The sequence below is a fragment of the Streptomyces sp. NPDC085946 genome (genome assembly GCF_044540485.1).
Classification (GTDB): Bacteria; Actinomycetota; Actinomycetes; order Streptomycetales; family Streptomycetaceae; genus Streptomyces.
On sequence record NZ_JBITSF010000017.1, the window covers coordinates 51,177 to 64,714 of the forward strand.

12 protein-coding genes are annotated in these 13,538 nt (G+C 74.5%); 10 read left to right on the top strand and 2 right to left on the bottom strand.

Annotation, left to right across the window (positions count from 1 at the left end):
* The first annotated feature begins 74 nt into the window (after positions 1-74).
* Positions 75-470 carry a ribonuclease domain-containing protein gene (locus ACIF8T_RS28595; protein WP_400038988.1) on the top strand — a complete coding sequence of 132 codons (396 nt, stop codon included), beginning with the start codon at positions 75-77 and terminating at the stop codon, positions 468-470.
* Positions 471-549: 79 nt separating this feature from the next.
* Here the strand turns inward: ACIF8T_RS28595 and ACIF8T_RS28600 are convergent, their stop codons facing one another.
* Positions 550-750 carry a hypothetical protein gene (locus ACIF8T_RS28600; protein WP_400038989.1) on the bottom strand — a complete coding sequence of 67 codons (201 nt, stop codon included), beginning with the start codon at positions 748-750 and terminating at the stop codon, positions 550-552.
* Between the two features lie 179 nt (positions 751-929).
* Between ACIF8T_RS28600 and ACIF8T_RS28605 the strand changes: the two genes are divergently transcribed.
* Both ACIF8T_RS28605 and ACIF8T_RS28610 read left to right on the top strand, forming a co-directional pair.
* Positions 930-2,183, top strand: coding sequence for a sensor histidine kinase (locus ACIF8T_RS28605; protein ID WP_400038990.1), 1,254 nt, complete (start codon positions 930-932; stop codon positions 2,181-2,183).
* Positions 2,184-2,321: 138 nt separating this feature from the next.
* Complete coding sequence (locus ACIF8T_RS28610) at positions 2,322-3,077, top strand: response regulator (RefSeq protein ID WP_400038991.1); 756 nt, start codon at positions 2,322-2,324, stop codon at positions 3,075-3,077.
* Here ACIF8T_RS28610 and ACIF8T_RS28615 read toward each other — a convergent pair.
* The gene (locus tag ACIF8T_RS28615) at positions 3,037-4,059 is read right to left on the bottom strand and encodes a Gfo/Idh/MocA family oxidoreductase (RefSeq protein WP_400038992.1); all 1,023 of its coding nucleotides are present in this window, start codon (positions 4,057-4,059) and stop codon (positions 3,037-3,039) included. The two genes, ACIF8T_RS28610 and ACIF8T_RS28615, sit on opposite strands and share 41 nt — an antisense overlap.
* Positions 4,060-4,187: 128 nt before the next feature.
* Here ACIF8T_RS28615 and ACIF8T_RS28620 point away from each other — a divergent pair, with 128 nt between their 5' ends.
* From ACIF8T_RS28620 to ACIF8T_RS28650, 7 genes are all read left to right on the top strand, one after another.
* Positions 4,188-4,925, top strand: coding sequence for a GntR family transcriptional regulator (locus tag ACIF8T_RS28620; RefSeq protein WP_400039087.1), 738 nt, complete (start codon positions 4,188-4,190; stop codon positions 4,923-4,925).
* A 261-nt stretch (positions 4,926-5,186) separates the two neighbouring features.
* Positions 5,187-6,191 carry a sugar ABC transporter substrate-binding protein gene (locus ACIF8T_RS28625; protein ID WP_400038993.1) on the top strand — a complete coding sequence of 335 codons (1,005 nt, stop codon included), beginning with the start codon at positions 5,187-5,189 and terminating at the stop codon, positions 6,189-6,191.
* On the top strand, positions 6,188-7,228 hold the full coding sequence (locus ACIF8T_RS28630; protein WP_400038994.1) for an ABC transporter permease: 1,041 nt from the start codon (positions 6,188-6,190) through the stop codon (positions 7,226-7,228). The genes ACIF8T_RS28625 and ACIF8T_RS28630 overlap by 4 nt, the downstream gene beginning before the upstream one ends.
* Complete coding sequence (locus ACIF8T_RS28635) at positions 7,195-8,019, top strand: ATP-binding cassette domain-containing protein (protein ID WP_400039088.1); 825 nt, start codon at positions 7,195-7,197, stop codon at positions 8,017-8,019. The genes ACIF8T_RS28630 and ACIF8T_RS28635 overlap by 34 nt, the downstream gene beginning before the upstream one ends.
* A 389-nt stretch (positions 8,020-8,408) precedes the next feature.
* A complete protein-coding gene (locus ACIF8T_RS28640; protein ID WP_400038995.1) occupies positions 8,409-9,557 on the top strand; it encodes an ROK family glucokinase in 1,149 nt (382 codons plus the stop codon).
* 65 nt (positions 9,558-9,622) lie between these two features.
* On the top strand, positions 9,623-10,132 hold the full coding sequence (locus tag ACIF8T_RS28645; protein WP_400039089.1) for a sugar kinase: 510 nt from the start codon (positions 9,623-9,625) through the stop codon (positions 10,130-10,132).
* Between the two features lie 104 nt (positions 10,133-10,236).
* Complete coding sequence (locus tag ACIF8T_RS28650; protein ID WP_400038996.1) at positions 10,237-13,089, top strand: DEAD/DEAH box helicase; 2,853 nt, start codon at positions 10,237-10,239, stop codon at positions 13,087-13,089.
* Positions 13,090-13,538: the final 449 nt, after the last annotated feature.

Below are 13,538 nucleotides of genomic sequence, written 5' to 3' on the forward strand. Positions count from 1 at the left end.
CACAGCGGACTTGACGGTAAATTCCACGGTCTTGTCATTGACATGCCATCTTCTACGCGCGTCATCATGGGCCCATGAGATTCCCCCCACGCCTCACCCGGCTCGGTGCCGCCGCCGCCCTCCTGTCCGGCCTCCTGGCCGGTGGCACCGCCGCCACGACCACCGCCCACGCCGCCGCCTCGGCCGTCGGCAGCATCTGCTACGGCGACCTGCCCTCCCAGGCGCACGACACGCTCGAACTGATCGAGCGGGGCGGGCCGTTCCCGTACTCCCAGGACGGCACCGTCTTCCAGAACCGGGAGCGCATCCTGCCCAGCAGGGCGAGCGGCTACTACCACGAGTACACGGTCGTCACGCCCGGCTCCGCCACGCGCGGCGCGCGCCGCATCGTCACCGGTGAGCAGTACCGGGAGGACTACTACACCGCCGACCACTACGCCTCGTTCGACCTGGTCGACCACGGCTGCTGACCCGCGGCGACCCGGGGGCGGGTCGGCACCGGTCCGTCCCGCCCCCGGGTCGCCGGCGGCCGGCCGGAAGGGCGGCGGGTCAGCCGGACTTCCGGCTCTCGGCGGCGGCGAAGAGGGCGAAGGCCAGCACGAGCAGGGTCACGCTCGCGTACACCTCGTAGCCGTCGAGGAGGTCCAGCCGCTCCACGAACCCCCAGTGCCAGCCGGCGAACCGGCCGGCCAGCCCCACCGCGCCCTGCACCAGGGCGATGAACCCGAGAATCTCCAGCACCTGCTTCATGGTGACGACCCTCGCCCCGCGGACCCCCCGCGCACATCGGCCGCGGGGCGGGACCCCGTCGGCGGAAGGTCGCGCACCGCCCCCGCCGGACGCGACCGAAGTCGGACGCCGTGCGACTTCCGTCGGCGATCCGGTCCGCACGGCGGCCGGGGGGAGCGGGGCTGCGTAGATTGGCGGCCGTGAGCGGTGACGTGTCGGTACAGGCCTCCCCGGTGTTCACGGGGCGCAGATGGTTCTTCCCCTCCGCCCTGCTGGACGAACTCGACCCCGGCACGCGGCGGTCCGGGCGGCGTCCGCGGCGCACCGCGCGCGACTGGGCCGTCGACTTCTCCTGCTTCGGGCTCGCCGCCGTCCTGGGCCTGCTCATCGCCGGGGACCTCGCCGGCCAGAGCCACCTTCCGCACGCGCTGATCCTCGTCGACCAGGTGACCGGCGCCCTCGCCTGCGCCGCGGTCTGGCTGCGCCGCCGGTGGCCGCTCGGGCTGGCCGTGGCCATGGTCCCCGTCGGCCTCGTCTCCGACACGGCGGGCGGCGTCCTCATGCTCTCCCTGTTCACCCTCGCCGTGCACCGCCCCTTCCGGTACGTGGCCTGGGTGGCCGGTGCCCAACTGGTGCTGGCGCCCGTGTACTTCTGGCTGCGCCCCACCCCCGGCCTGCCCTTCGCGGCAGGGGTCGCGCTCGGCGCGCTGCTCACCGTCGCGGCGATCGGCTGGGGCATGTTCGTACGGTCCAAGCGGCAGCTCGTGCTGAGCCTGCGCGACCGGGCCCGGCGCGCCGAGACGGAGGCGCGGCTGCGCGCCGAGCAGGCCCAGCGGCTCGCCCGCGAGGCCATCGCCCGGGAGATGCACGACGTCCTCGCCCACCGGCTGACCCTGCTGAGCGTGCACGCGGGCGCCCTGGAGTTCCGGCCCGACGCGCCCCGCGAGGAGATCGTCCGGGCGGCCGGCGTCATCCGGGAGAGCGCGCACGAGGCCCTGCAGGACCTGCGGGAGATCATCGGCGTCCTGCGGGCCGCCGAGGGCGACGACGCGGGCCGGCCCCAGCCGACGCTCGCCGCGCTGGACACCCTGGTCGCCGAGTCCCGCGCGGCCGGCACGAAGGTCACCCTGGACAACCGGGTCACCGACCCCGCCGCCGTCCCCGCCTCCGTCGGCCGCACCGCCTACCGCATCGCCCAGGAGGGCCTGACCAACGCCCGCAAGCACGCCCCCGGAGCCGAGGTCACCGTGTCCGTCACCGGCGCCCGCGGCGACGGCCTCACCGTGTCGGTGCGCAACCCGCCCCCCGAGGGCGAGGTGCCGCCCGTCCCCGGCTCCGGGCAGGGGCTGATCGGCCTGACCGAGCGGGCCGTGCTCACGGGCGGCACGCTGGAGCACGGCCCCGAGCCGGACGGCGGTTTCCTGGTACGGGCGTGGCTGCCGTGGGGGCCGTAGCCGGGCGGGACGCGACGGGCACCCGGGAGGAGCGGCGGCGCGCCCCGGCCCAATCGCCGCCCGCACGAGTCCTGTGGGGACCGGGCGGCGAGCGGCCCGGACCTCCCGCCGCCCGCGCGACCGTGATTACGTGACCCCATGACTGCGATCAGACTGCTCCTCGTCGACGACGATCCCCTGGTGCGGGCCGGGCTGTCCCTGATGCTGGGCGGCGCCGGCGACGTCGAGATCGTCGGCGAGGCCGCGGACGGCGGCGAGGTCGTGCCGCTCGTCGACCGCACCCGCCCGGACGTCGTCCTCATGGACATCCGCATGCCCGCGGTGGACGGCCTGACGGCCACCGAGCGGCTGCGCGGCCGCGAGGACGCCCCGCAGGTGATCGTGCTCACCACCTTCCACGCCGACGAGCAGGTCCTGCGGGCCCTGCGCGCGGGCGCCGCCGGGTTCGTCCTGAAGGACACCCCGCCCGCGGAGATCCTCGACGCGGTGCGGCGGGTCGCGGCCGGGGACCCCGTCCTGTCCCCGGCCGTCACCCGCCAGCTGGTGCGGCACGCGGTGGGCGGCGCCGCCGACACGCGCCGCGCCCACGCCCGGGAGCGCATCGGCCTCCTGAACGACCGCGAACGCGAGGTCGCCGTCGCCGTGGGCCGCGGCCTGTCCAACGCGGACATCGCCCGGCGGCTCTACATGAGCGTCGCCACCGTCAAGACCCACGTCTCCCGCATCCTGGCCAAGCTCGGCCTGAACAACCGGGTGCAGGTCGCGCTGCTGGCCTACGACGCGGGACTGCTGGAGGAGGAGACGGAAGGGCGACAGGCCCCGGCAGGCCGTCCGGACCCCGGGACCGGCCCGCTCACATCGCCGACCGCTCCGCCCCGCCCGCGATCTCCATGAGCCGTACCGGCCTGCGCTCCCGGCGGGACAGCTCGCACGCCTCCGCGATCCGCAGCGCCTGGAGGGCCTCCCGCCCGTCGCAGGGGTTGGGCCGCTCGCCGCGGACGACCTCGACGAACGCGTTCAGCTCCGCCTCGTACGCGGGCCCGAAGCGCTCCAGGAAGCCCGTCCACGGCTTGTCCGCGGCGGGCGGCCCGGTCGGCTCGGTCGACGCGATCGGCGTGCGGTCGTCGAGGCCGACGACGATCTGGTCGCGCTCCCCGGCCAGTTCCATGCGCACGTCGTACCCCGCGCCGTTCAGCCGCGTCGCCGTGACCGTGGCCAGCGTGCCGTCGTCCAGCGTGAGCAGCGCCGCGCCCGTGTCGACGTCGCCCGCCGCGCGGAACATCGCCGGACCGGCGTCCGACCCGGCGGCGTACACGTCCACCACCTCGCGGCCCGTCACCCAGCGCAGCGCGTCGAAGTCGTGGACGAGGGCGTCCCGGTACAGCCCGCCGGACAGCGCCAGCCACTCCGCGGGCGGCGGCGCCTGGTCGCCGGTCACCGCCCGGACGGTGTGCAGCCGGCCCAGCCGCCCGGACCGCACGGCCTCCCGGGCGCCGGTGTAGCCCGCGTCGAAGCGGCGCTGGAAACCCATCTGGAGGACCGTCCCGGCCGCCTCCACCTCGGCGATCGCGCTCAGCGTGCCCGCGAGGTCGAGCGCGATGGGCTTCTCGCAGAACACCGGCAGCCCCGAGCGCGCCGCCCGGCCGATCAGTTCGGCGTGGGCGGACGTGGCCGTCGTGACGACCATGGCGTCCACGCCCCAGCGGAAGATCTCGTCCACGCCGGGCGCCGCCGTCTCGCCCAGCCGGTGCGCCAGCTCCTGGGCCCGTGCGGCGTCCGCGTCCGTGAGGATCAGGGAGCCGACGTCGCGGTGCCGGCTGAGCGTGTTCGCGTGGACGGTGCCGATCCGGCCCGTACCGATGACCCCGATGCGCATGGAGACAAGGTGCGGCCCGGGACCGGCGGTGTCAACGCCCATGTCCGGACAACCGGACTACACGACTTCCCGTCAACAACGCGCGGAGCTACGCTCGGCCCGTGCCGAAACCAGAACCGGATCCGACCGTGCGGCTCGATCTGAGCGTGGACCGCAGCTCACCCGTGCCGCTGTACTTCCAGCTCGCCCAGCAGCTGGAGGCCGCCATCGAACACGGCACGCTGACCCCGGGCAGCCTGCTGGGCAACGAGATCGAGCTCGCCGCCCGGCTCGGCCTGTCCCGGCCGACCGTCCGCCAGGCCATCCAGTCGCTCGTCGACAAGGGCCTGCTCGTGCGCCGCCGCGGCGTCGGCACCCAGGTCGTGCACAGCCGGGTCAAGCGCCCCCTGGAACTGAGCAGCCTCTACGACGACCTGGAGGCGGCGGGGCAGCGCCCGGCCACGAAGGTGCTGGTCAACACCGTCGTCCCGGCGTCCGCCGAGATCGCGGCCGCGCTCGGCGTCGCCGAGGACAGCGAGGTGCACCGGGTGGAGCGGCTGCGGCTCGCGCACGGCGAGCCGATGGCGTACCTGTGCAACCACCTGCCGCCCGGCCTCATCGACCTGGACACCGCGCAGCTGGAGGCGACCGGGCTGTACCGCCTGATGCGGTCCGCCGGGATCACCCTGCACAGCGCCCGCCAGTCCATCGGCGCCCGCGCCGCCTCCGCCGCCGAGGCCGAACGGCTCGGCGAGGAGGCCGGCGCCCCGCTGCTCACCATGGAGCGCGTCACCTTCGACGACACCGGCCGCGCGGTCGAGCACGGCAGCCACACCTACCGGCCGTCCCGCTACTCCTTCGAGTTCCAGCTGCTCGTACGGCCCTGAGCCGCACCCCCGGGCCGCACCCCCGAGCCGCCGTCCCGGCCCGCGATCCCGGGCCGCCGTCCCGGGCTCCCTGCCCCCAGCGGCTCCCGCCCGGCGGGGCCCGCCCTTCGTCCTGATGTCCGGACAATGTGACCCGGCCGCCCTCCCCGGCCGCCCGGCGCCGGACGCCCGTGGTCGACAATGGAGCGTTTGCGGCTGGTGAGACCTAGGAGGTCACCGGCCCTCGCGTACGACAGAACACGGCAAGAAGGGCACGGCCTCGTGGCACGGTTTCGGACCTGGGTGGGCATCGCGGTGGCGGGGGCGCTCTGCGCGTCCCTCGCCGGGTGCAGCAGCACCGGCGGCAAACGGGCGGAGGACGCCCGCAAGGCCGCGGCGGCCCAGGGCAGGGCGGCGGTGGACACGCCCCGCTGGACCTTCGCGATGATCACGCACTCGGGCGACGGCGACACCTTCTGGGACATCGTCCAGAGCGGCGCCGAGCAGGCCGCCGTCAAGGACAACATCAACTTCCTCTACTCGCACGACGACGAGGCGCAGCAGCAGGCCCAGCTCGTGGACGCGGCCGTCGACAAGAAGGTCGACGGGATCATCGTCACGCTCGCCAAGCCCGACGCGATGAAGGCCGCCGTGGCCCGCGCCCGCGAGGCCGGCATCCCGGTGGTCACGGTCAACTCCGGCTCGGCCGAGTCCAAGGACTTCGGCGCGCTGACCCACATCGGCCAGGACGAGACGATCGCCGGCGAGGCGGTCGGCGAGGAGCTGAACGAGCGGGGCAGGAAGAAGGTCCTGTGCGTCCTGCACGAGCAGGGCAACGTCGGCCACGAGCAGCGCTGCGACGGCCTGGCCGAGACCTTCGACGGCACGGTCGCCCGGCTCTACGTCAACGGCACGAGCATGCCGGACGTGCAGTCCGCGCTGGAGGCGAGGCTCCAGTCGGACCGAACCGTCGACGCGGTCGTCACGCTCGGCGCCCCGTACGCCGACACGGCCGTCAAGGCCCGCGAGGGCGCCGGCAGCGACGCCGAGATCGACACCTTCGACCTCAACGCCAAGGTGGCCGCCGGACTGAAGGACGGCACCCTGGGCTTCGCCGTCGACCAGCAGCCCTACCTCCAGGGCTACCAGGCCGTCGACCTGCTGTGGCTCTACCGGTACAACGCCGACGTCCTCGGCGGCGGCCGGCCGGTGCTCACCGGGCCGCAGATCATCACCAAGGCCGACGCGGCCGCGCTGGAGGAGTACACGAAGCGGGGCACCCGATGAGCGCGACCACCGACACCACCTTTGACGAAAGGTTTCTGCGGAGCTCTCCGCTCCGGACCCTGCTGAGCCGTCCCGAGCTGGGCTCGGTGGTCGGCGCGCTCGCGGTCTTCGTCTTCTTCGCGCTCGCCGCCGACAGCTTCCTGCGCGCCTCCAGCCTCGGCACCGTCCTGTACGCGTCCTCCACGATCGGCATCATGGCCGTCCCGGTGGCGCTGCTGATGATCGGCGGCGAGTTCGACCTGTCGGCGGGCGTCCTGGTGACGTCCTCCGCGCTGGTCTCGTCGATGTTCAGCTACCAGATGACCGCGAACGTCTGGGTCGGCGTGGCCGTGTCCCTGCTGGTCACCCTGGCGATCGGCGCCTTCAACGGCTTCGTGCTGACCCGCACCAAACTGCCGAGCTTCATCGTCACCCTCGGCACGTTCCTGATGCTGACCGGCATGAACCTCGGCCTCACCAAGCTGATCGGCGGCACCGTCTCCACCAAGACGATCGCCGACATGGAGGGCTTCCCGAGCGCCCGGGCGCTGTTCGCCTCGACGCTCACCCTCGGCGGCGTCGACATCAAGATCACCGTCGTGTGGTGGCTCGCCCTGGTCGCCCTCGCCAGCTGGATCCTGCTGCGCACCCGCGCGGGCAACTGGATCTTCGCCGTCGGCGGCAACCAGGCCGCGGCCCGCGCGGTCGGCGTCCCCGTCGCGAAGACCAGGATCGGCCTGTACATGGGCGTGGCGCTGGGCGCCTGGATCTCCGGCCAGCACCTGCTCTTCAGCTACGACGTCGTCCAGTCCGGCGAGGGCGTCGGCAACGAGCTGATCTACATCATCGCGGCCGTCATCGGCGGCTGCCTGATCACCGGCGGGTACGGCAGCGCCGTCGGCTCGGCGGTCGGCGCCCTGCTGTTCGGCATGACCAGCAAGGGCATCGTCTTCGCCGAGTGGAACCCCGACTGGTTCAAGTTCTTCCTCGGAGCGATGCTGCTCCTCGCGACCCTGCTCAACGCCTGGGTCCGCAAGCGGGCGGAGGCCGCCGAGTGACCGGTACGCAGGAACGCACGGCGCTCGTGGAGCTCTCCGGCGTCGGCAAGCACTACGGGCGGGTCCGCGCCCTGGAGGGCGTCTCCCTGGAGGTCCACGCCGGGGAGATCACCTGCGTCCTCGGGGACAACGGCGCCGGCAAGTCCACCCTCATCAAGATCATCGCCGGTCTGCACGGGCACGACGGCGGCACCCTGCGCATCGACGGCGAGGAGACCCGCCTGACGTCCCCGCGCGAGGCCCTGGACCGCGGCATCGCGACGGTCCACCAGGACCTGGCCGTCGTCCCGCTCATGCCGGTGTGGCGGAACTTCTTCCTCGGCTCCGAACCCCGCAAGGGCGTCCTCAAGCGCCTGGACGTCGACTTCATGCGCCGGACCACGCGCGAGGAACTCCTGCGCATGGGCATCGACCTGCGCGACGTCGACCAGCCCATCGGCACGCTCTCCGGCGGCGAACGGCAGTGCGTGGCGATCGCGCGGGCGGTGTACTTCGGCGCGAAGGTGCTCGTCCTGGACGAGCCGACGGCGGCGCTGGGCGTCAAGCAGTCCGGCGTGGTCCTGAAGTACGTGGCGGCGGCCCGTGACCGAGGGCTGGGCGTGGTCCTCATCACCCACAACCCGCATCACGCGTACCTGGTCGGCGACCGCTTCGTGCTGCTGAAACGGGGCACGATGGCCGGCAGCCACACCCGCGCCGACATCACCCTCGAGGAACTGACCCGCCAGATGGCAGGCGGAAACGAACTGGACGACCTCCGCCACGAACTGGAACGAACCGAAACCCACTGACCGACCGAGGGACAACGAGCCCGCGCGGGGGCGCGGGGAACTGCGCGAACGACGTCCGGCGTGCTCTGGGGGCGCGGGGAACTGCGCGAACGACGCCCGGCGTGCTCCGGGGGCGCGGGGAACCGCGCAATAACCCCCCACGCTCCCGCACCCGGCTATGTTCCGCACACGGCCGGGGGCGCGGGGAACTGCGCGATAACCCCCACGCTCCCGCACCCGGCAACGCTCCGCACACGGCCGGGGGCGCGGGGAACTGCGCGAACGACGCCCGGCGTGCTCCGGGGCCGCGGGGAACCGCGCGATCACCCCACCCCCGCCCCCGGCGACGAACGGCACACCCCGCTTCCCCATTCGGCACCCACCCCACCCGTGCGGCACAATCGGCGGCGATGAGCACCTACCGCGACCTCACCGCCCCCATCGGCTCCCGCAGGGCTCCCGTGCTCCGCACGGTGGGCACCCGGGAGCGCCGTTCCCACCTCACGGCACCCCGCGTGCCCACCGTGGGCATCGACATCGGCGGCACCAAGGTGATGGCGGGCGTCGTGGACGCCGACGGCAACATCCTGGAGAAGCTCCGCACGGAGACCCCGGACAAGTCCAAGAGCCCGAAGGTCGTCGAGGACACCATCGTCGAACTCGTCCTGGACCTCTCCGACCGGCACGACGTGCACGCGGTCGGCATCGGCGCGGCCGGCTGGGTCGACGCCGACCGCAACCGGGTGCTGTTCGCCCCGCACCTGTCCTGGCGCAACGAACCCCTGCGGGACCGCCTCGCGAGCCGCCTGTCGGTCCCCGTCCTGGTGGACAACGACGCCAACACCGCTGCCTGGGCCGAGTGGCGCTTCGGCGCCGGCCGCGGCGAGGACCACCTGGTCATGATCACGCTCGGCACCGGCATCGGCGGCGCCATCCTGGAGGACGGCCAGGTCAAGCGCGGCAAGTACGGCGTCGCCGGTGAGTTCGGCCACATGCAGGTGGTGCCCGGCGGCCACCGCTGCCCGTGCGGCAACCGCGGCTGCTGGGAGCAGTACAGCTCCGGCAACGCCCTGGTCCGCGAGGCCCGCGAGCTCGCCGCGGCCGACTCGCCGGTGGCGTACGGGATCATCGAGCACGTCAAGGGCAACATCTCCGACATCAGCGGCCCGATGATCACCGAGCTGGCCCGCGAGGGCGACGCCATGTGCGTCGAACTGCTCCAGGACATCGGCCAGTGGCTCGGCGTCGGCATCGCCAACCTCGCCGCCGCCCTGGACCCCTCCTGCTTCGTCATCGGCGGCGGCGTCTCGGCCGCCGACGACCTGCTCATCGGCCCCGCACGGGACGCCTTCAAACGCCACCTGACCGGCCGGGGCTACCGCCCCGAGGCGCGCCTGGTCCGCGCCCAGCTCGGTCCCGAGGCCGGCATGGTCGGCGCCGCCGACCTCGCCCGGCTGGTCGCCCGCCGCTTCCGCCGCGCCAAGCGCCGCCGGGTGGAGCGGTACGAGCGCTACGAACGGTTCACCCAAGCCCGCCGCAGCACCCAGGAGACCCTGTGACGGACGCCCTGTCAGGACAGCCCCGGCCCTCCGGGCCGCAGCCGCCCGCCGAGGACCGCGGCCACATGATCCGCCGCAGGGCGCTCACCCTGCTGATCATCGTGCTGCTCATCGGCATCCCTGCCGGCTACCTGGTGATCTCCGCCAACCAGAGCCGCGCCAGCGGCAAGGACAAGGAGGCGAAGTACTCGGCGACCGGCCTGACCGAGGGCTGGCCGTCGAAGCTGCAACGCCGCCTGTACCAGGTGCCCGTCCCGCACCCGGCCTGGCACCTGGCGTACTACGAGACCAACAACTGGAAGACCAGCCGCCTCTACGTCCAGTTCGAGACCAACGCGGCGGGCCTGGACGCCTTCCTGGCGGGCGTGGGCACGAGCCGGCAGGAGCTGAGGAAGGACCACATCACGATCGGCGCCCGCGACCGGCGGGTCAGCGGCTGGACGTTCTCCGGCGCGGGCGACTGGCGGGGCCTGGTGCACCGGCAGGAGAACCCGGCACCCACCCACGACATCGTGGTGAACCTGGCCGACCCCGCCTATCCGATGGTGTACCTGGTCTCCCGCACGGTGCCCTGACGCCCCGACCGGACGGCGGACCGGCCGCCGGAGCCGATTGTCAGACCCCGCCCGTAGAGTCGAAGACGTCTGATCCGACAGGCGGGCGGGAGGTGACAGGACGCATGAGCGAGACGGCCGCGGCGGCCGGGGCGACGGAGCGCGGGGCGGGCGAGGCGGCGGGGGACACCCCGGTCCCCGTACGCCTCGCCGCCGTCTTCCTGCCCGCCCCCCTCCCGCGCCACGGGCGGATCGCCTTCTGGGACCCCGAGGGCGGGGACCCGCCCGCCGGGGACACCGAGCTCACCGTCGTACGGCGGCACGGCTCCGGCGTACGGCGGCGCACCGCCCCGGCGCTGTCGCTCCCGCTCGACGAGGCCCTGCCGGTGCTGGTGCGGGCCCGGCACGACCCTGCGGCCCACCCCGCCACCGCCTGCTGGGGCGCCGCCGCCCTGCACGCGCTGCGGCTGACCGCCCGCGGCCGGCTGCTGCCCGGCCTCACGGCCACCGGCCACGACGCGTGGCGCGCGGGCCCGCTGGAGCCGGCCGACATCGCGCACCTGCGCGCGGTGGCCGCCGCCCTGCCGTACGAGGGCCACGCCGTCCCGCTGCCCGGCCCCGGCCCCCTCCGGCTGCCCGAGCCGGAAGCACTGGTGCGCGCCTTCCTCGACGCGGTCGCCGACACCCTGCCCCGCACCCCGGCCGCGCCGCACGCCTCGGGCCGGCCCTTCGCCGCACGCGAGGCGCAGCGGCTGCCCGGCGCCCACGACTGGGCCGCCGAGGTCGCCGCCGGCATGGACGCGGGGGTGCGGATCTCCCTGCGCCTGGACCTGTCGGCGTACGACCTGTTCGACGGCTCCGGCGAGGACCTGCGCAGCGCGGGCGCGGCGGTCGTCCAGGTGCACAGCCTCGCCGACCCCACCCTCGTCGCCGACGCGGCGGCCCTGTGGGCGGGGGAGGCGGACGACGCGTTCGGCCCCCGCGCGCGCGTGGACGCCGCCCTCGCGGTGCGCCGCGCGGCCCGCGTCTGGCCGCCGCTGGAGCGGCTCGGCGACCAGGACGTGCCCGACGTCCTGGCGCTGTCCGAGGACGAGCTGGGCGACCTGCTCGGCGTCGCGGCCACCCGCCTCGCGTCGGCCGGGGTCGCCGTGCACTGGCCCAGGGACCTCGCCCAGGACCTCTCCGCCCGGGCGGAGGTGCGCCCGGCCCCCGGCTCGGCGACCGACGGCAGCGGCTTCTTCGAGAGCGAGGACCTGCTGCAGTTCCGCTGGCGGCTGGCGCTGGGCGGCGACCCGCTCACCGAGGCCGAGATGGACGCCCTCGCCGAGGCCCACCGCCCGGTCGTCCGGCTGCGCGACCAGTGGGTGCTGGTCGACCCGGCCCTCGTCCGCAAGGCCCGCAAACGCGACCTCGGCCTGCTCGACCCGGTCGACGCGCTGTCCGTCGCGCTCACCGGCACCGCGGAGGTCGACGGCGAGACCGTCGAGGCCGTGCCGGCCGGCGCGCTGGCCGTCCTGCGCGACCGCCTGACCGCCGGGGTGCGCCCCGCCGACCCCCCGCCGGGCCTGCGCGCCACCCTGCGCGACTACCAGCTGCGGGGCCTGGCCTGGCTCGACCTCATGACCTCCCTCGGCCTCGGCGGCTGCCTCGCCGACGACATGGGCCTCGGCAAGACCGTCACCGTCATCGCCCTGCACCTCAAGCGCGCCCGCCCCGAGCCGACCCTGGTGGTCTGCCCGGCCTCCCTGCTCGGCAACTGGCAGCGGGAGATCACCCGGTTCGCGCCCGGCGTGCCCGTCCGCCGCTTCCACGGACCCGACCGCGGCCTGGACGACCTGGACGGCGGTTTCGTCCTCACCACCTACGGCACCATGCGCTCGGCCGCCCCGGCCCTGGCCGCACAGTCCTGGGGCATGGTCGTCGCCGACGAGGCCCAGCACGTGAAGAACCCGTACTCGACCACCGCCAAGGCCCTGCGCACGATCCCGTCGCCCGCGCGCGTGGCCCTGACCGGCACACCGGTCGAGAACAACCTCTCCGAACTCTGGGCGCTCCTCGACTGGACGACCCCCGGACTGCTCGGCCCGCTGAAGTCCTTCCGCGCCCGGCACGCCCGCGCGGTGGAGAACGGCGAGGACGAGGAGGCGGTGCAGCGCCTCGCCCGCCTGGTCCGGCCCTTCCTGCTGCGCCGCAAGAAGTCCGACCCGGGCATCGTGCCCGAGCTGCCGCCCAAGACGGAGACCGACCACCCGGTCCCGCTCACCCGCGAGCAGACCGCGCTGTACGAGGCGGTGGTGCGCGAGTCGATGCTCGCCATCGAGACCTCGCGGGGCATGGCCCGCAGGGGCCTGGTGCTCAAGCTCCTCACCTCGCTGAAGCAGATCTGCGACCACCCGGCGCTGTTCCTCAAGGAGGAGCACCCGCGCGGCGCGGGCGACCGGCTGGCCGCCCGCTCCGGCAAACTCGCCCTGCTGGACGAGCTGTTGGACACCCTGCTGGCCGAGGACGGCTCCGCCCTGGTCTTCACGCAGTACGTCGGCATGGCCCGCCTGATCACCGGGCACCTCGCCGCCCGCGCGGTGCCGGCCGACCTGCTGCACGGCGGCACCCCGGTCCCGGAGCGCGAGCGCATGGTCGACCGCTTCCAGGACGGTGCCGTGCCGGTCCTGGTGCTGTCCCTGAAGGCCGCCGGGACCGGCCTCAACCTCACCCGCGCGGGCCACGTGGTCCACTTCGACCGCTGGTGGAACCCGGCCGTCGAGGAGCAGGCCACCGACCGGGCCTACCGCATCGGCCAGACCCAGCCCGTCCAGGTCCACCGCCTCATCACCGAGGGCACGGTCGAGGACCGCATCGCCGAGATGCTCCAGGCCAAGCGCGCCCTGGCCGACGCCGTCCTCGGCTCCGGCGAGGCGGCCCTCACCGAGCTGACCGACCGCGAGCTGTCCGACCTGGTCTCCCTGCGGAGGACGTCATGACCCCCCGCCCCGCCGACGAGGCACGCCGCGCCCTGCGGGAGGCACGGGAGCGGGCCGGCCGCGAGACCGACCCGGCGGACACCCGCCAGGCCGTGCGATCCGCCGAGCCGGACACGGACACGCGGGCCCCCGAGCCCTCCGAAGCCGGGTCCCCCCACCCGCACACCCGCCCCGCCGACGTGGCCCGCGAGGCCCTGCGCAGGGCGGTCGCGGCGCGGCGCGCGGCGGGGGCGCCGGAGGACGCCTCCGCTGGTCTTCCGCCCGGGGCGGCCGCCGACGGGGCTACGGATGACGTGCCGCAGGAGGACGCGGCCGCTCACGGCGCTCCCGGCGGTGGGCCGGCGGACGCGGGCGTGGACCGTGTCGCCGACGGTGGGCCGGTGGACGTTTCCGGCGACGCGCCGCGGACCGGCGCAGCCGGTGCGGAAGCAGTGCCGGCCGACGGGTCC